The 15,534-nt window shown below is 65.5% G+C and carries 15 protein-coding genes; 5 read left to right on the forward strand and 10 right to left on the reverse strand.

Annotated features, from left to right (window positions below; translation table 11 throughout):
- Nucleotides 1-58: 58 nt before the first annotated feature.
- Both ACH49N_RS07340 and ACH49N_RS07345 read right to left on the reverse strand, forming a co-directional pair.
- On the reverse strand, nucleotides 59-2,479 hold the full coding sequence (locus ACH49N_RS07340) for an excinuclease ABC subunit UvrA (protein WP_358271357.1): 2,421 nt from the start codon (nucleotides 2,477-2,479) through the stop codon (nucleotides 59-61).
- Nucleotides 2,480-2,558: 79 nt separating this feature from the next.
- The gene (locus ACH49N_RS07345; protein ID WP_358271441.1) at nucleotides 2,559-3,008 is read right to left on the reverse strand and encodes a helix-turn-helix transcriptional regulator; all 450 of its coding nucleotides are present in this window, start codon (nucleotides 3,006-3,008) and stop codon (nucleotides 2,559-2,561) included.
- 202 nt (nucleotides 3,009-3,210) lie between these two features.
- Here ACH49N_RS07345 and ACH49N_RS07350 point away from each other — a divergent pair, with 202 nt between their 5' ends.
- The 5 genes from ACH49N_RS07350 to treS all read left to right on the forward strand — a co-directional run bounded on the left by ACH49N_RS07350 (nucleotide 3,211) and on the right by treS (nucleotide 9,222).
- Nucleotides 3,211-4,497: a GTP cyclohydrolase II gene (locus ACH49N_RS07350; protein WP_358271359.1), complete on the forward strand. Its 1,287-nt coding sequence runs from the start codon at nucleotides 3,211-3,213 to the stop codon at nucleotides 4,495-4,497.
- Nucleotides 4,494-5,759, forward strand: a complete 1,266-nt coding sequence (locus tag ACH49N_RS07355) for a URC4/urg3 family protein (RefSeq protein ID WP_358271361.1) — start codon at nucleotides 4,494-4,496, stop codon at nucleotides 5,757-5,759. Before ACH49N_RS07350 ends, ACH49N_RS07355 begins: the two co-directional genes overlap by 4 nt.
- A gap of 20 nt (nucleotides 5,760-5,779) precedes the next feature.
- Complete coding sequence (upp, locus tag ACH49N_RS07360) at nucleotides 5,780-6,409, forward strand: uracil phosphoribosyltransferase (protein WP_250772998.1); 630 nt, start codon at nucleotides 5,780-5,782, stop codon at nucleotides 6,407-6,409.
- A gap of 182 nt (nucleotides 6,410-6,591) precedes the next feature.
- Nucleotides 6,592-6,903: a hypothetical protein gene (locus ACH49N_RS07365; protein ID WP_159919137.1), complete on the forward strand. Its 312-nt coding sequence runs from the start codon at nucleotides 6,592-6,594 to the stop codon at nucleotides 6,901-6,903.
- A 114-nt stretch (nucleotides 6,904-7,017) separates the two neighbouring features.
- Nucleotides 7,018-9,222, forward strand: coding sequence for a maltose alpha-D-glucosyltransferase (gene treS / locus ACH49N_RS07370; RefSeq protein WP_358271363.1), 2,205 nt, complete (start codon nucleotides 7,018-7,020; stop codon nucleotides 9,220-9,222).
- A 19-nt stretch (nucleotides 9,223-9,241) separates the two neighbouring features.
- On the opposite strand, the gene ACH49N_RS07375 is transcribed toward treS, so the two are convergent.
- From ACH49N_RS07375 to ACH49N_RS07410, 8 genes are read right to left on the reverse strand one after another with little or no spacing between them, the layout of a single operon-like run.
- A complete protein-coding gene (locus ACH49N_RS07375) occupies nucleotides 9,242-9,502 on the reverse strand; it encodes a HypC/HybG/HupF family hydrogenase formation chaperone (protein ID WP_358271365.1) in 261 nt (86 codons plus the stop codon).
- Between the two features lie 3 nt (nucleotides 9,503-9,505).
- Nucleotides 9,506-10,012, reverse strand: coding sequence for a hydrogenase maturation protease (locus ACH49N_RS07380; RefSeq protein WP_358271366.1), 507 nt, complete (start codon nucleotides 10,010-10,012; stop codon nucleotides 9,506-9,508).
- Between the two features lie 7 nt (nucleotides 10,013-10,019).
- Nucleotides 10,020-10,139, reverse strand: coding sequence for a DUF6893 family small protein (locus ACH49N_RS07385; protein ID WP_374434400.1), 120 nt, complete (start codon nucleotides 10,137-10,139; stop codon nucleotides 10,020-10,022).
- Complete coding sequence (locus ACH49N_RS07390) at nucleotides 10,136-11,515, reverse strand: hypothetical protein (RefSeq protein WP_358271368.1); 1,380 nt, start codon at nucleotides 11,513-11,515, stop codon at nucleotides 10,136-10,138. Before ACH49N_RS07390 ends, ACH49N_RS07385 begins: the two co-directional genes overlap by 4 nt.
- Entirely contained in the window at nucleotides 11,512-12,159 is a 648-nt protein-coding gene (locus ACH49N_RS07395) for a DUF6084 family protein (protein WP_358271369.1), read from the reverse strand. The genes ACH49N_RS07390 and ACH49N_RS07395 overlap by 4 nt, the downstream gene beginning before the upstream one ends.
- Nucleotides 12,156-12,797: a DUF5947 family protein gene (locus tag ACH49N_RS07400; protein WP_358271371.1), complete on the reverse strand. Its 642-nt coding sequence runs from the start codon at nucleotides 12,795-12,797 to the stop codon at nucleotides 12,156-12,158. Before ACH49N_RS07400 ends, ACH49N_RS07395 begins: the two co-directional genes overlap by 4 nt.
- A complete protein-coding gene (locus ACH49N_RS07405) occupies nucleotides 12,797-13,714 on the reverse strand; it encodes a NifU family protein (protein WP_250772983.1) in 918 nt (305 codons plus the stop codon). Before ACH49N_RS07405 ends, ACH49N_RS07400 begins: the two co-directional genes overlap by 1 nt.
- Before the next feature lie 10 nt (nucleotides 13,715-13,724).
- Nucleotides 13,725-15,518, reverse strand: a complete 1,794-nt coding sequence (locus ACH49N_RS07410; RefSeq protein ID WP_159919129.1) for a nickel-dependent hydrogenase large subunit — start codon at nucleotides 15,516-15,518, stop codon at nucleotides 13,725-13,727.
- Between the last annotated feature and the right edge of the window lie 16 nt (nucleotides 15,519-15,534).

Below are 15,534 nucleotides of genomic sequence, written 5' to 3' on the forward strand. Positions count from 1 at the left end.
ACGGCTCCGACAGGCGGGAATGAGACATCCCCGCCTGTCGGTGTTCCGCATAACTCGGTCAGGAGCCGACGTAGGCCGCGAGGTGCTCGCCGGTCAGTGTGGAGCGGGCGGCGACCAGATCGGTCGGCGTGCCTTCGAAAACGATCGTGCCGCCATCGTGACCGGCGCCGGGGCCGAGGTCGATGATCCAGTCGGCGTGCGCCATCACTGCTTGGTGGTGCTCGATGACGATGACCGACTTGCCGGAGTCGACCAGCCGGTCGAGCAGGCCGAGCAACTGCTCGACGTCCGCGAGGTGGAGGCCGGCGGTCGGCTCGTCGAGGACGTACACACCACCCTTCTCCGCCAGGTGGGTAGCCAACTTGAGTCGTTGCCGCTCGCCGCCCGACAGCGTCGTGAGCGGCTGGCCGAGCGCCAGGTAACCGAGCCCGACGTCGGCGAGCCGGACGAGGATCTTGTGCGCGGCCGGGTTCTTCGCCTCCCCGTCGCCGAAGAATTCCTCGGCCTCGGCCACGGACATTGCGAGCACTTCACTGATGTCGCGGCCACCGAGGTGGTAGTCGAGCACCGCAGCCTGGAACCGCTTCCCCTCGCACTCCTCGCAGGTGGTGGCGACACCGGCCATCATCGCCAGGTCGGTGAAGATGACACCGGCGCCGTTGCAGGTGGGGCAGGCGCCCTCGGAGTTGGCGCTGAACAATGCAGGCTTGACTCCGTTGGCCTTCGCGAAGGCCTTGCGGATCGGATCGAGCAATCCGGTGTACGTCGCCGGGTTGCTGCGCCTCGAGCCGCGGATGGCGCCCTGGTCCACCGACACCACGCCGTCCCGCTTGGCCAGCGAGCCGTGGATCAGTGAGCTCTTCCCCGACCCGGCGACACCGGTCACCACGACCAGCACGCCGAGCGGTACGTCGACGTCGACGTTCTTCAGATTGTGGGCGTTCGCACCACGAATTTCGAGCGAGTCGGTGAAGGTGCGCACCGCTTGCTTCAGCACGGCCCGGTCATCGAAATGACGGCCGGTGATGGTGTCGCTGGCTCGCAGGCCCTCGACGGTGCCCTCGAAGCAGACGTGCCCACCGGCGGTACCGGCGCCAGGGCCGAGGTCGACGATGTGATCGGCGATCACGATCGTCTCCGGCTTGTGCTCCACGACGAGCACCGTGTTGCCCTTGTCCCGCAGACGCAGCAGCAGGTCGTTCATTCGGTCGATGTCGTGCGGGTGCAGGCCTGTGGTGGGCTCGTCGAAGACGTAGGTGACGTCGGTCAGCGAGGACCCGAGGTGGCGAATCATTTTGGTACGCTGCGCTTCACCGCCCGACAACGTGCCGGACGGCCGGTCGAGGCTCAGGTAGCCCAGCCCGATCTCGACGAACGAGTCGAGGGTTGCGCCCAACTTCTCCAACAGGGGCGCCATCGACGGTTCCTTCACACCGCGCACCCACACCGCGAGGTCGCTGATCTGCATCGCGCACGCGTCGGCGATGTTGATGCCCTTGATCTTCGACGATCGCGCGGCCGCACTGAGGCGGGTGCCGTCGCAGTCGGGGCAGGTGGTGAACGTGATCGCCCGCTCGACGAACGCGCGGATGTGCGGCTGCATCGCGTCGACGTCCTTGGACAGGAACGACTTCTGTATCTGCGGGATCAGTCCCGTGTACGTCAGGTTGATGCCCTCGACCTTGATTTTGGTCGGCTCCCGGTGGAGCAGGTCGTGCAGTTCCTTCTTGGTGTACTTACGGATCGGCTTGTCGGGGTCGAAATACCCGCAGCCGCGGTAGATGCGGCCGTACCAGCCCTCCATGCTGTAGCCGGGGATCGTGAGCGCACCCTCGTTGAGCGACTTGCTGTCGTCGTAGAGAGCGGACAGGTCGAAGTCGGTGACCGAGCCCCTGCCCTCGCAGCGCGGACACATGCCGCCGGTGATGCTGAAACTGCGCCGTTCCTTCGTCTGCTGGCCACCGCGCTCGATGGTGACCGCGCCCGCACCCGAGATCGAGGCGACGTTGAACGAGTACGCCTGGGGCGAGCCGATGTGCGGCTTTCCGAGCCGGCTGAACAGGATTCGGAGCATCGCATTGGCGTCGGTGGCGGTGCCGACGGTGGAGCGGGGGTCGACGCCCATCCGCTGCTGGTCCACGATGATCGCGGTCGTCAGCCCGTCGAGTACATCGACGTCGGGCCGGGCAAGCGTCGGCATGAAGCCCTGAACGAAGGCGCTGTAGGTCTCGTTGATCATCCGCTGCGACTCCGCGGCGATCGTACTGAACACCAGGGAACTCTTGCCGGAGCCGGACACACCGGTGAACACCGTCAGCCTGCGTTTCGGGATTTCGACGCTGATGTTCTGAAGGTTGTTCACCCGCGCACCCTGCACGCGGATCAGATCGTGGCTGTCGGCACGATGCTGCGCCGGCGACTTTGAGTTGTCCCCTCGCTGCGCTCGCCCCGCCCTGTCCGTCCTCGTCGCCGTGCTCATCGTGTCTCCCCTCGGTTCCGCGGGCCGCCCCTCGCGGTCTCCGTCAGCGTCGTGCGCGAGCATCTACTCGATGCCGCAGTCACGTTAGCTGTGGCTCGGGTGCCGACGCTTCTCGATTCCTGATCGGTCTGGTCACCTGTTTCACCACGCACGACGGCATCCCCGCCGTCGCTTGCTCCGCCTCGCGGCGATAGACGCTCGGCGGAACACCGACCAGCTCGGTGAAGCGGGTGCTGAAGGTACCCAGCGAGGAACAGCCGACCGCGAAACACACCTCGGTGACACTGAGGTCGCCACGACGCAGCAGCGCCATCGCGCGTTCGATACGCCGCGTCATCAAATAGGAATACGGCGACTCGCCATAGGCCAGCCGGAACTGGCGGCTGAGGTGCCCCGCCGACATGTTCACGCCGCGGGCGAGCGCCTCGACGTCCAGCGGCTGCGCGTACTCCCTGTCGATCCGGTCGCGAACACGGCGCAGACGTGCAAGGTCCTGCAGGTGCTGCGCTGAGGCGGGTCTGCTGGTCACCTGCTCGATCGTGCCACGCCGCACCGCAGTTGCCCAGTGCTCACCACTCCAGCCTGAACGACAGACCCGGCGGACATGCACGCCACGCGATAGTCGCTGCAAATAGCTATGCTTGCGTCTCCGGTGGCCGGCAGCGTCCGGGCGCGGGAGATACGTTCCGGAGGCGTGCCTCGTCGCCGGGCCGTCGTTACGGAGGAACGCCATGTCCGCTGAAGTCGTCCCCACCACACCGTCGCCTGCCACGCCCGAAACCGCCAGCGGGCACATCCGATTGACGTCGCACAGCGGCGGCGTCGGGTCCCTGCCGATTCGATGGGGCGCTCCCACGGCTGCCGAGCGCGGACCGGTGGTCGGCACCACCACCAATCGCGCCCACCGCAACGTGGTCGGCACGCACAGCGGCTCCTACAGCATCTACCGGGCGCTGGCGGTCGCGGCGGGCGCGCTGTCGCGCCACCACAAGGCCGACCTCACGAACACCGCGCCTACCAACATCATCGGCCCGTATCCGCAGTGGAGCGAGCCCGGCAAAATCGTGAGCCTCGACCCGTGGGGCGCCATGGTGGCGGAGGTATTCGCGGCCGAGTTGGCCGCCGGCCACGACATCCGCCCCAGCATCGCCGTGACCAAGGCACACGTCATGCTGCCGGAGATCATGGATGCCATACAGAAAGGCCGCCTCCGCCCGGACGGCCGTTTCCTGATGTCCAACGGTGCTGCGCTGGTCAGCAAGGTGGCGATCGAACCTGTCTGGCACCTGCCGGGTGTGGCGGAGCGCTTCCACTGCAGCGAGTCGGATCTGCGACGCGTGCTGTTCGAGGAGACCGGGGGCATGTACCCCGAACTCGTGACCCGCTCGGATCTCGAGGTGTTCCTGCCGCCGATCGGTGGGCAGACCGTGTACATCTTCGGCGACCCACGCGATCTGGCCGATCCTGCGGTGGAGCTGACGGCGCGCGTGCACGACGAATGCAACGGCTCCGACGTCTTCGGCTCCGACATCTGTACCTGCCGCCCGTACCTGACGCATGCGATCGAGGAATGCATCCAGGGTGCGCAACACGGCGGGGTCGGCTTGGTGTCCTACTCCCGCAAGGAGGGTCGCGCGCTGGGTGAAGTGACCAAGTTCCTGGTCTACAACGCCCGCAAACGTCAGGTGGGCGGCGACACCGCGGACCAGTACTTCGCCCGCACCGAATGTGTCGCCGGCGTGCAGGACATGCGCTTCCAGGAGATGATGCCCGACGTGCTGCACTGGCTGGGGGTGCGCAAAATTCACCGCCTGGTTTCGATGAGCAACATGAAGTACGACGCCATCACGGGCTCGGGCATCGAGGTCGGGGAACGGGTGGACCTGCCCGACGAGCTGATCCCGGCCGACGCGCGGGTAGAAATCGACGCCAAGATGGCGGCCGGTTACTTCACGCCGGGCGTGGTGCCGAGCGCCGACGAACTGACGAAGGTCAAGGGCCGGGAGCTGGACGAATGAGCATGCTCGGCGTCGGTCCCGACGTCGACACCGGGCGGGCCGAGGGCGCGGCCGCGGCGCTGCGCACCACGACCGCTGTGCGGGAACGCTCAGGGCAGCTGCTGCGCCGCGCGCGCGAGGGCGGCTCGCACTGGTTCAGCGTTCACGACGACGCCTTGCAGACTGCCGCGGCCGAGGTGGTCGACGTGACCCGTGCGCGCTATCCGGACCTCGCGATTCCCTACCACAGTCGCTGGCGGCATTTCGAGGCCGGCGGCGTCGACCGCAAGGCTGACCTCGATGCCCGGCTGGCTAGGCTGGACGTGCAGGCCCGCGCCCGCGCGATGATCGATCTGGCCGTGGTCAGCGTGCTGCTCGATGCCGGGGCGGGTCCCGACTGGCATTACGACGAGGAGCCCGGCGGGCAGCGGTTCGCCCGTTCCGAGGGACTGGGTGTCGCCAGCTGGCACGCGTTCGTCGGTGGCCTGTTCTCGAGCGACGCGGAACACCCGCTGCAGGTCGATGCGGCCGCACTACGGAGCCTGGACACCAACCGGCTGGCCGAGTTCTTTCAGGTCGGCCCGTCCAAGCCGCTGGTAGGCCTCGAAGGCCGGGTGCTCCTGCTGCGCCGGCTGGGCGACGCACTCGCCGCACAACCCGCGGTGTTCGGCCCGCACGGGCGGCCGGGTGGCCTGTTCGACCTGCTGACAGAGCCGCACGGCTCGGCCACGTCGTCAGTGGCGGCCCACGACATTCTTTCCCACGTTCTGACGTCGCTGTCGGGCATCTGGCCTGCAGACAACGTTATCGGCGGTCAGCCCCTGGGCGACTGCTGGCGCCACGAGGCGGTGGTCGGGCCGGGCCTGACCCGAGGCTGGATTCCGTTCCACAAGCTGTCGCAGTGGCTGACCTACTCGCTGCTGGAGCCCTTCGAGTGGGCAGGCGTGCGGGTCATCGGGCTGGATGCCCTGACCGGCCTGCCCGAATACCGCAACGGCGGTCTACTCCTGGACACCGGCGTTATACGCCTGGACGACCCGAACTGGGCCGCACGCCCCTGGAAGGCGGGCGACGAAATGGTGGTCGAGTGGCGTGCGCTGACGGTCGCGCTCCTCGACGAACTGGCGCCGCTGGTGCGCGGACGGCTCGGCGTGGACGCCGCACGGCTTCCGCTGGCCTGCGTCCTGGAGGGCGGCACCTGGGCCGCAGGCCGCGCTCTCTCTCAGCGGGCGAGAGGTGGGCTGCCACCGCTGTCCATCGTCAGCGACGGCACGGTCTTCTAGAGCGAAACGGGGACGGATACATGGGAACAGTGCACGTGATCGATCACCCTCTGGTACAGCACAAGCTCACGATGATGCGCCGTAAGGATGCCTCCACCAACAGCTTTCGACGACTGGCCAACGAGATCTCCGCGTTGATGACCTACGAGGTCCTGCGCGACATCCCGATGCAGGACATCGACATCGAGACACCGATGGAAGTCACCACCGGCAAGGTCATCGACGGCAAGAAGCTGGTGTTCGTCTCCATCCTCCGCGCAGGCACCGGAATTCTCGACGGGATGCTGACGATTGTGCCGGGCGCGCGCGTCGGCCATATCGGTCTGTACCGCGATCCCAAGACACTCGTCGCAGTGGAGTACTACTTCAAGATGCCCGGCGATCTGCACGAGCGCGACGTGGTGATCGTCGACCCGTTGCTGGCCACCGGCAACTCCGCCGTGGCGGCGGTGGAGCGGCTGAAGGAATGCAGCCCCAAAACCATCAAGTTCGTCTGCCTGGTCACCTGTCCCGAAGGTATTGCCGTCCTGCAGAATGCTCATCCCGACGTCCCGATCTACACCGCCGCCGTCGACCGGCAGCTCGACGAGCACGGCTACATCCTGCCCGGCATCGGGGACGCGGGCGACCGGATCTTCGGCACCAAGTAACCGTGCCGCTTGCACAGCCGAGTTCGAATCCAGCCTCAGCTTTCGTGCTGATGGGCGGATGATTCCGGACGCGTTTCGGATGATGATTGTTCTATCGAAACGGAACACAGAGCGGGGGAGCCCGGCATCGTCGAACCGGTCAGGGGAAGCCGGCCACAATCGGACCAGAGGTGAAGCTAGAGATGAACGGTTTTGTACTGCGCACGGTTATTGCGGCGGCTGCGATCACGGTCGCGCTCGGCACCGGCGTCGCATCGGCGGGACCTACCCTTCACGGAGACCCCGCCACTCCCGGCACGCAACTGAATGTCCGCTCGCACGATCAGCACAGTTATTCCTGCGGGACCATCGGGGTCACCGGCGGTGGAGTGGGAACGGCTCCCCCGAACAGCATCGGCCAGTCCAACAGTGTCTTCTTCGGCAGCGGACCGGTCCAGGGAGGTTGCGTAGGCAGTGACGGGTCGGTCCACTTCCCCTCCGGACACGCCCACTGATATCGAGGCAATACCGGGTCAGGGCTTCCGTCCTCGAACGTGACTCGGACCGAGAACGTCGATTGTGCGTCACTATCGACGGGTACCCGGTTACCGAGAAACAGACGGAGGAACATGAACCCTGAGGTCCATCACGAGCCCAGTGAAGTCAGTTACGACGAGCAGTTCTACCCAGCACGACCACGACCTCTACGTCCGTCCGTCCGGCGTAGCCCGCGGGTGGACACCCAGTCCGGTGACGCGCACCCGTCGAATCCCGCCTACGTGGATTGGCTCATCAAGCAGTCCATCCTCCATGACGCAACTCAGATCGCCGAGCAGCTGTCCGGTAAGGGCAGCATGTGGCAGAACCCGTACGCGGACCCGAATCCGCGCGCGGCTGTCGAGCGTGCACCCGTCTGGTTCACCGCGTACCCCATATCGATCATCACAGCTCCCGGTGCCAGTTTCCTGGCCTCACTCGGCGACGAGGCCCTGTGGCAGGCCTTTTCGCAGATCGGCGTGACCGCAGTCCATACCGGGCCCGTCAAGCAGGCCGGCGGCATCAACGGCTGGCAGTCCACCCCGTCGGTGGACGGTCACTTCGACAGAATCAGTATGCAGATCGATGCCGCCTTCGGCACCGAGGAAGAGTTCCGTCGCCTCTGCGTCGTCGCCGCAGCGTATGACGGCACCGTCATCGACGACATCGTCCCGGGCCACACCGGCAAGGGCGCGGATTTCCGTTTGGCGGAGATGGCGTATGCGGACTATCCGGGTATCTACCACATGGTCGAGATCGAACCCCCGGACTGGCACCTACTCCCCCGTGTGCCGGAGGGCCGGGACTCGATCAACATCGACGCCGAGACCGAGGCCCAGTTAGCGCGTGCTGGCTACATCATCGGCCAACTCCAGCGCGTGATCTTCTACGAACTCGGTGTCAAGGAGACCAACTGGAGCGTCACCCCCGTCGTCACGGGAGTAGACGGCGTCGACCGGCGCTGGGTCTATCTGCACTATTTCAAGGCGGGTCAGCCGTCCATCAACTGGCTCGATCCATCCTTCGCGGGTATGCGCCTGGTCATCGGAGATGCGTGCCATTCACTGGCCGACCTCGGGGCGGGGGCCCTGCGACTCGACGCCAACGGCTTCCTCGGTGTCGAACGGCGAACGGAAGGACCGGGGTGGTCGGAAGGACATCCACTGTCGGAAGCGGCCAACCATCTGATCGCGAGCATCGTCCGCAAGATGGGCGGCTTCACCTTCCAGGAGTTGAACCTCACCATCGACGACATCAAGGAGATGGGCACCAGCGGCGCGGACCTGTCGTACGACTTCATCAACCGGCCCGCTTATCACCATGCCCTAGTCATGGGCAACACCGAATTTCTTCGCTTGACCATGAATCTGGCGCGCGATCACGGCGTGGATACCGCATCCCTCGTCCATGCTCTGCAAAACCACGACGAGTTGACGTTCGAGCTGGTGCACTTCGCCACCCTCCATAAGGACGACGAATTCGTCTACGGCGGTGAGCCGATCAAGGGTTCCCACCTCGGTGACCGCATCCGTAAAGACTTGTGCGAACGTCTCACTGGGCGTTGGGCGCCGTACAACCGCACCTTCACCACCAACGGAATTGCCTGCACCACAGCCAGTGTCATCACGGCGACGCTCGGAATCCGGGACCTCGACCGGATGACGGCCGACGACGTCGCCATGGTCGAACGCGCGCATCTCCTCCTCGCGATGTACAACGCCCTTCAACCCGGGGTGTTCGCCTTGTCCGGCTGGGATCTGTGCGGGCTGCTCCCGGTACCCGTCGACGACGTAGCCGACCTCGTCCGCGAGGGCGACACGAGGTGGATCAACCGCGGCGCCCACGACCTCATGGGCGTCAACCCGGAGGCCACCCGATCGGAGTCCGGGATTCCGCGGGCCACCAGCCTCTACGGCACCCTGCCCGAGCAGCTACGGAATCCGGAGTCGTTCGCCTGCAAGCTGTCCCGCATCATCGAGGTTCGAAATCGCTTCGGAATTGCGACAGCCGTGCAGATCGATGTCCCGACGGTCTCTCACAAGGGATTGCTGGTCATGGTGCACCAACTCGCTGACATGAGCACCCAGGTGACGGTCTTGAACTTCACCTCCGAGGAGATCACCGCAACGGTCCAATCGCAGCATCTACCCGCCGGTGCGTCCGCGTACAACCTCTTCACCGACGAACTCGTCGGGACCGTCGACGAACTCCACAGCTTCCCGGTGACGCTGCACGCGTACGAGGGAGTCCCTGTCATTCTGAAGGGTCCGCGCAGCGACGAGACACTGATCCCGTGACCGGACCAGAGGACCCTGTTCATGCCTGGTCGTCGTCTGCCGTCCGCGATCGCCCCATCATCTCCAGTCCGGCCATCGCCCTCTCGGCACCGGCTTCGTCGACCTTCTCCATGGCGAACCCCATGTGGATCACGATCCAGTCACCGGGCTCCAGGTGCACGTCGTCGTCGAGCATGCCGATGTTGACGCGCCGCTCCTCGCCGACCACATCGACGAGGGCCAACTGGTTGCCGTAACCCTCGAGCATGCCCACAACGCGACCGGGGATACCGAGACACATGATTCAGCTCTCCTTTCCCTCCGCTTGCAGAGCGGCACCGGCGTCGAGCAGCTGCTTCACCACGTCCAGCACCGCCTCGACGGCCGGCTCCACGGCGGCCTGGACAGGTATCGACAGTCCGATGCCCTCCTCCGTGTTCTCGACCTGACACCCGAGCACCACGGTCCGCGGCAGGGTGCCGCCCAACGCCTGCAGGCTGGCGAAGACGGCAGCGGGGTCCATGCTGTGTGCGTCGAGAGGGGCGTCCGGAATGGAGTCGGGCTGCACTTCGACGGCACTGAGCGCGCCGGGGGCACCTCGGTTCGGAACCGCGTCGACAAGGAGGAGCGCGCCCCACCCGTCGAGCAGTTCGTACGCCAGATGGGTTCCCCGGATGCCGAAATCGACAGCGCGGACACCTGGCGGCAACGGCCTGGACGCGACTGCGCGCAGCACTTCGGGGCCGAACCCGTCGTCTCCGAAGAAGATATTGCCCACCCCGGCAACAAGAACTCGCCTGTCCACCGTCATGGGGCACTCACATCTGCCGGATACGCATATACCGCTTGATGTCGGGTAGCGAGACGACCGCTGCCACCACTCCGGCGACCGCCAGGATCGCCAACGCCGCCGTGGTGACCTCTCCGAGAATCTTCATGACTGTTCATCCTTTCCGGTGTCCGTCGATATGGGCTCCACCTCATCGGGGGCGAAGTACAGATACCGTCCGTACCACTCGTGCATGTCCGACGCCGGGTCGTCCTGCAACACGACGCCGATGTGCGTGTCACCGTCCACGTCGGCGTGGACGGTGACGACCCGGGCGAGTTGCCCGGCGAAGAACAAATCCTGGGCGTCGGCGCGGCGCGACGGGTGGAGCCGCACCACGCTTCCGTTGGCTACCCGCACGCCGTCGACGAGCACCCCGTCGACGTCGGGCCGGACCGCGGTATCCGCCTCCGGGTCCCACCACGGCACGTCGTCGGTCAGTTCCGGGACGAGTCCCATGTCCGGAAGGTGCGGATCCCGCAGGATGCCGTGCATCTGCGCGAGCGTCGACGGCGACATCTCGTCGCAGCGGTCGATGATCCGCGCCGCGAGCGGGTCGGTGGCCCGGGCCTGACGCTTCTCGTCCTCGGTGAGAGTCATGACGCGGAGAGTAAGGATTTCGTCGATCTCGGTGGCATCGAACAGGGCGCCGTCGCTCTGCTCCGCAATCTCCGGGTGGTCGTACAAGATGATCGGTGACGCCAGCACGAGGTCGGTTTCCCCCGGCAACCCGGCGAGGACGGGATAGCACCGGTGCTGTGTACACGCGGACGCCAGGTGTTCGGCCTCGGCCGGGGGTTCGAGTAGCGACACGAAGTCCGTGCCCTCTGCCGCGAGGATCATATGCGCGCCGATCAACGAGTGGCGGATGGCGCCGTCCCGGTCCAGGCCGATGTCGCCGGTAGTGACGTTCTCCACCTCGAGCCGAAGCCGGGTGAACCCGTCACTGTTCTCGCAGTCCACCGTCACGACGGCGTCTGCAGGCCACCGGGTACGCACCACTCGACCGGCGAGAGACCCATCCGCTCTCCGCAGCTCCTCCACCTCGGAACCCCCGTCGATGTGGACGTCGAGACGTCGGCCACCACCGCATTCGGCGAGACTCACTGCCCCTAAGTCGAACTCACGTTCCACCGCCTCGTCCCAGCTGAGCCAGCTGGTCCCGTCGACGGCCAATTCGTCGACGCGGGCGAATTCGGTGCCCGCCTCATCGGTTGCCCGTTCGACGCACCGCACCTGCAGCTGCAGGAATCGGAGGGTGATGCCGACCGCCGCGTTGTCGTCCGCCCGCAACAACGTCGAAAAGGACATCGTCGATTCCTCGCCGACACCTGCATCCGCTGCGCCCGGTGGCCCCACGACACCGAACTGCCATCGTGACTGGTTCTTCGACGAACTCGCACGATACGGATAGAGCAGGTAACCCTCGTAGAGCACCGCGTCGGCAACGGCGCGCACGCGCTGCAGGGACGCCGGGGAGATCATGCGATCACCTCCCCGGCTCCCTGCAGCAGATCCGAGACGGCAACATCCAACCCGATCAGGCCGTGCGCCGATTTGTACCGCGCGAGCGCCGCCAGCGTGTCCTGGTCGAGGCGCAGCCAGCCCGTGTTCGGATAATGCGCCTGGACGAGGTCCCGCCAGACGGTCACCGGAAGTTCGTAGGTGGCCTCCCGGTCCCAGGGAATTCGCTCGACACCGAACCCGGCAACGCCCCGGGTGAAGACGGTGCCGCTGAACAGGAACATCAACGGGATCGGTGAATCTGCGGCTTCGAGTGCGTGCAGGTACTTCGACGCCGTCACCTCGAAGTCGTAGGTACACGGAAGCGGAAGGTCCACCACGGTCGACCCGGTGAACCCCTGGGCGACAGTGCTGGTTTCCATCCACTGGAAAGGCTTCAACGTTGCTGTCCACCGCGCACGCGGGCCGAACAGGTCGAGCAGCCCTTCGGCCTCCCGGTCGGTGTACCGACGGCGCTGTGGGTCGAGCCGCACTTGACACCGGAGGGCCATGGCATGCACCACGGCACCCGTCGTCTCCGCCACCCGAAGGCGGGCAGTGAGATTGGGGACGACGGCATACGGTTCGGGAAACACCTCCACGACGTCGAACGACAGCTCCGTCACGACGGCTCCTTCGCGACGCGGCTCCGGGACCGTACAGTGTCGAAGAAAGTATCGATGGCGCGGCGGGCATCCTGGCCACCGTCGAATCCTCGCCACAACCGGCGAAGTTCACCCACCAATTGGTAGCAGGCGTCGATCGGGACGAGAAAACACTCGGCCTCGCCGCCGTGCTCGGGCACTCGCAACAGCAGCGCTTCGGTATCGGCCGACAGCTGGGTGAACGCCGGGTTGGCGGCGAGCACGTCGTCCCAGGCGGCGAGTGGAAGTTCCGACTCGGTGGCGCCGGCCGGCCCGGGATAGAACGCGATCGTCCTGCCCAGGGCGGAGTTCCGGAACACGAACGCGAGCCCTACGGGAATCTCGAGTTCGTCCCAGCGCCCCGGTGCCAGCGCAAAGTTCGGGAACGACAGGTAGCGGTCGGGTACCGCGCGGAAACGCAGCTCCGCCGTGTCGTCGGTGAACAGCAGATAACATCCGCGGCACACGCACATCAGGTGTCTCTCCGACACGTTCACTACGTGCTGGTGGGCGTCGGCGATCGGGACGGCACACATGTCGCACCGTTCGCCTTCCACGGTTTGCGGACGTTGGGAGGCGATTCGCTGCAGAATCCTCAATCCTTTTCCGGACGCGCCCATCACGCCACCTCCGCGGCCGGTACCGCCACGGAGATCACGCCGTCACGGACCAGAACCGGCAGTGGAGCCAGTGGTTCGGCCTCGGGGTCACCGTCGAGCCGCTTTCCTGCGCCCCGGGGATCGAAATGCGCGCGGCACGTGGGACACCGGAGCACGGCGTCGCCGACCTTGCCGCCTGCTCGCCGCTGCAGGGTGGCCCCGGCCAGTGAATTGGTGCACGCCGCGCAGCGGTCACGGAACGCGAACAGCTGCTCCCCGATCCGGCACACCAGCACCGGCAACCCCGCGAGCGAGAAACCGCCGACCTCCCCCGACGCGAGGTCCGCGATGTCGGGCGCCGATACCCACGTTCCGGTTCCCGACTCATGAGCATGAACGTGCGAGAACAACGACTCCGTGGCGATCAACCCGGACCCAGCCTCAGGTTTCGCGCCGACCACTTCGATGTCGACCGTCTCGGGTGCGGCGGAATACACGGCGTCCTTGACAGCGAGTTCCAAGGTCACCGCCGAAGACGGGCAGCTCTGACAACTGCCCGTGAGGCGCAGTTGCACCACTCCGTCTGTGACACCGAGCAATTCGACGTCACCGCCATGTGAACCCAGATACGGACGCACACTGTCCAGCGCGGTGGCCACCCTCGTCTCGACGTCGTGGGGATGCAGACCGTTGACCAACAGCAAACTGGCGACGAGTTCGTCGGCGGCGAGCCGGTCGACCAATGCGCCGTCCTGCTCACCGACGATCTCGAGCATCCGCTCCAGGCCCGCGCCGTACAGTTCGACGACCTCCCGGACAAGCTGCTCGGCGCGTTCGCGGGCAACCGCGCCGCCCGCCGAACTGGCGTCCAGGAGGGCGTCGATCCTTTCGCCGGCGGTCCGCCAGCGATCGGGGCCGTCTACTCCAGCCTCCTCCATGCCTGCCTCGTCACTCGCCGGTCACGGACTGGGTGGGCGAATGCAGCTTCTCCAGTGTCTTTCCCTCTCCCAGATACATGTGGACACCACAGGGCAGGCACGGATCGAAACTGCGGACGGTCCGCATGATGTCGATGCCTTTGAAGTGGTCCCGGTCGTTCTCCTCGAAGATGGGCGACTTCTGCACCGCATCTTCGTAGGGGCCCGGTGTTCCGTAACTGTCCCGGGGATTCGCGTTCCACGGTGTCGGGGGGTACGGATGGTAGTTCGCGATCTTACCGTCCCGAATTACCATGTGGTGCGATAGAACTCCGCGCACAGCCTCCGTGAAGCCGCATCCGATTCCCTCGTCGGGGACGTCGAACTTCTCCCACGTCTTGGTGTGCCCGGCCCGAATCTCGGCCAGCGCCTTCTCGGCGAAATGCAGGGCACATGCCGCAGCGTATGCCTGGAAGTAGGTCCTCGCACGATTGCGTTCGAGGGTGTTACTGCCGTGCCGCGGAATGTTCCACTCCAGTTCGACCGGGCCCTTCAGCGCCGTCTTCGGCAGGTTGATCTTCACGCTGTGGCCCGTCGACTGCACGTATCCGATATCCACCAACTGCGCGAGAGCCGTACTCCAGAGTCGGGCGAGCGGACCACCACCGGTGTCGAGGGCGAGATAGTCCTTGCCGTCGTACCACCGCGGCGACATCACCCAGCTGTACTTCTCGTCCATGTCCCGCTTCTGCGGATGCGGGTTGGTGTGCTGGTTCCAGGGATGCCGGCGATCGACCGTGTTACCCAGTGGGTCCTTCTCGACGAACATTTCCTGGTCGGTCCAGTCGTCGTAGTACGAGCTGCCCAGAAGGATGCGGATACCGAGGTTGATGTCCACGAGGGAGGTCGTCACCAGTTTGCCGTCCACCACGATACCCGGAGTGACGAACATGGACCGGCCCCAGTTCTCCATGTCCTTGTACTCGAAGTTGCACACCGCCGGATCCTGGAACGAGCCCCAGCAGCCGAGCAGAGTGCGACGGAGTCCGACGTTCTCGTATCCCGGGATGGCCTCGTAGAAGAAATCGAACAGGTCGTCGTGCATGGGGACGACCTTCTTCATGAATTCGACGTAGCGCATCAGGCGGGACATGTAGTCGGTCATCAACTGGACGGTCGCCGACGTGCCCACACCTCCCGGATACAGCGTCGACGGGTGGACGTGCCGTCCTTCCATGAGGCAGAACATTTCCCGCGTCCAGCGGCTGACTTGCAGCGCCTCGCGGTAGAACTCGCCGGTGAACGGGTTGAGCGATCGCATTATGTCGGCGATGGTCCGGTAGCCGTGGTCGCCGGCGTGCGGCGCCGGAGTGTTCTCCGCCTGCGCGAGCACCCCGGGGTTCGTCTCCGAGACCATCTTCTCGCAGAAGTCCACACCGACCAGATTTTCCTGGAAGATGTTGTGGTCGAACATGTATTCCGCGGCTTCACCGAGATTGACGATCCATTCGCCGATGTGCGGCGGCTGCACGCCGTACGCCATGTTCTGGCAATAACACGAACAGGTGGCGTGGTTGTCACCGCAGATACCGCAGATGCGGCTGGTGATGAAATGGGCGTCGCGCGGATCCTTTCCTTTCATGAAGATCGAATAGCCACGGAAAATCGAGGACGTGCTGTGGCACTCCACGACTTCCTTCTGCTTGAAGTCGATCTTCGTATAGATACCCAGGCTGCCGACGATGCGTGTGATCGGATCCCACGCCATCTCCACCAAGCCATCGGTTTCCGTCTTGTGCGAAGGATCCGGAATGATCGTTGTCATCGACGTACCTCTCAGA

This window comes from Rhodococcus sp. NPDC019647 (genome assembly GCF_044389235.1).
Taxonomy (GTDB): Bacteria; Actinomycetota; Actinomycetes; order Mycobacteriales; family Mycobacteriaceae; genus Rhodococcus_F; species Rhodococcus_F oxybenzonivorans.

Bases quoted from the DNA above. Each gene is read 5' to 3' on its own strand.
- ACH49N_RS07340 (WP_358271357.1), bottom strand. From the start codon at position 2,479: ATGAGCACGGCGACGAGGACGGACAGGGCGGGGCGAGCGCAGCGAGGG.
- upp (WP_250772998.1), top strand. From the start codon at position 5,780: ATGGGAACAGTGCACGTGATCGATCACCCTCTGGTACAGCACAAGCTC.
- ACH49N_RS07375 (WP_358271365.1), bottom strand. From the start codon at position 9,502: ATGTGTCTCGGTATCCCCGGTCGCGTTGTGGGCATGCTCGAGGGTTAC.
- ACH49N_RS07400 (WP_358271371.1), bottom strand. From the start codon at position 12,797: ATGGGCGCGTCCGGAAAAGGATTGAGGATTCTGCAGCGAATCGCCTCC.
- ACH49N_RS07355 (WP_358271361.1), top strand. From the start codon at position 4,494: ATGAGCATGCTCGGCGTCGGTCCCGACGTCGACACCGGGCGGGCCGAG.
- ACH49N_RS07410 (WP_159919129.1), bottom strand. From the start codon at position 15,518: ATGACAACGATCATTCCGGATCCTTCGCACAAGACGGAAACCGATGGC.
- ACH49N_RS07365 (WP_159919137.1), top strand. From the start codon at position 6,592: ATGAACGGTTTTGTACTGCGCACGGTTATTGCGGCGGCTGCGATCACG.
- ACH49N_RS07350 (WP_358271359.1), top strand. From the start codon at position 3,211: ATGTCCGCTGAAGTCGTCCCCACCACACCGTCGCCTGCCACGCCCGAA.
- ACH49N_RS07390 (WP_358271368.1), bottom strand. From the start codon at position 11,515: ATGATCTCCCCGGCGTCCCTGCAGCGCGTGCGCGCCGTTGCCGACGCG.
- ACH49N_RS07405 (WP_250772983.1), bottom strand. From the start codon at position 13,714: ATGGAGGAGGCTGGAGTAGACGGCCCCGATCGCTGGCGGACCGCCGGC.
- ACH49N_RS07385 (WP_374434400.1), bottom strand. From the start codon at position 10,139: ATGAAGATTCTCGGAGAGGTCACCACGGCGGCGTTGGCGATCCTGGCG.
- treS (WP_358271363.1), top strand. From the start codon at position 7,018: ATGAACCCTGAGGTCCATCACGAGCCCAGTGAAGTCAGTTACGACGAG.
- ACH49N_RS07380 (WP_358271366.1), bottom strand. From the start codon at position 10,012: ATGACGGTGGACAGGCGAGTTCTTGTTGCCGGGGTGGGCAATATCTTC.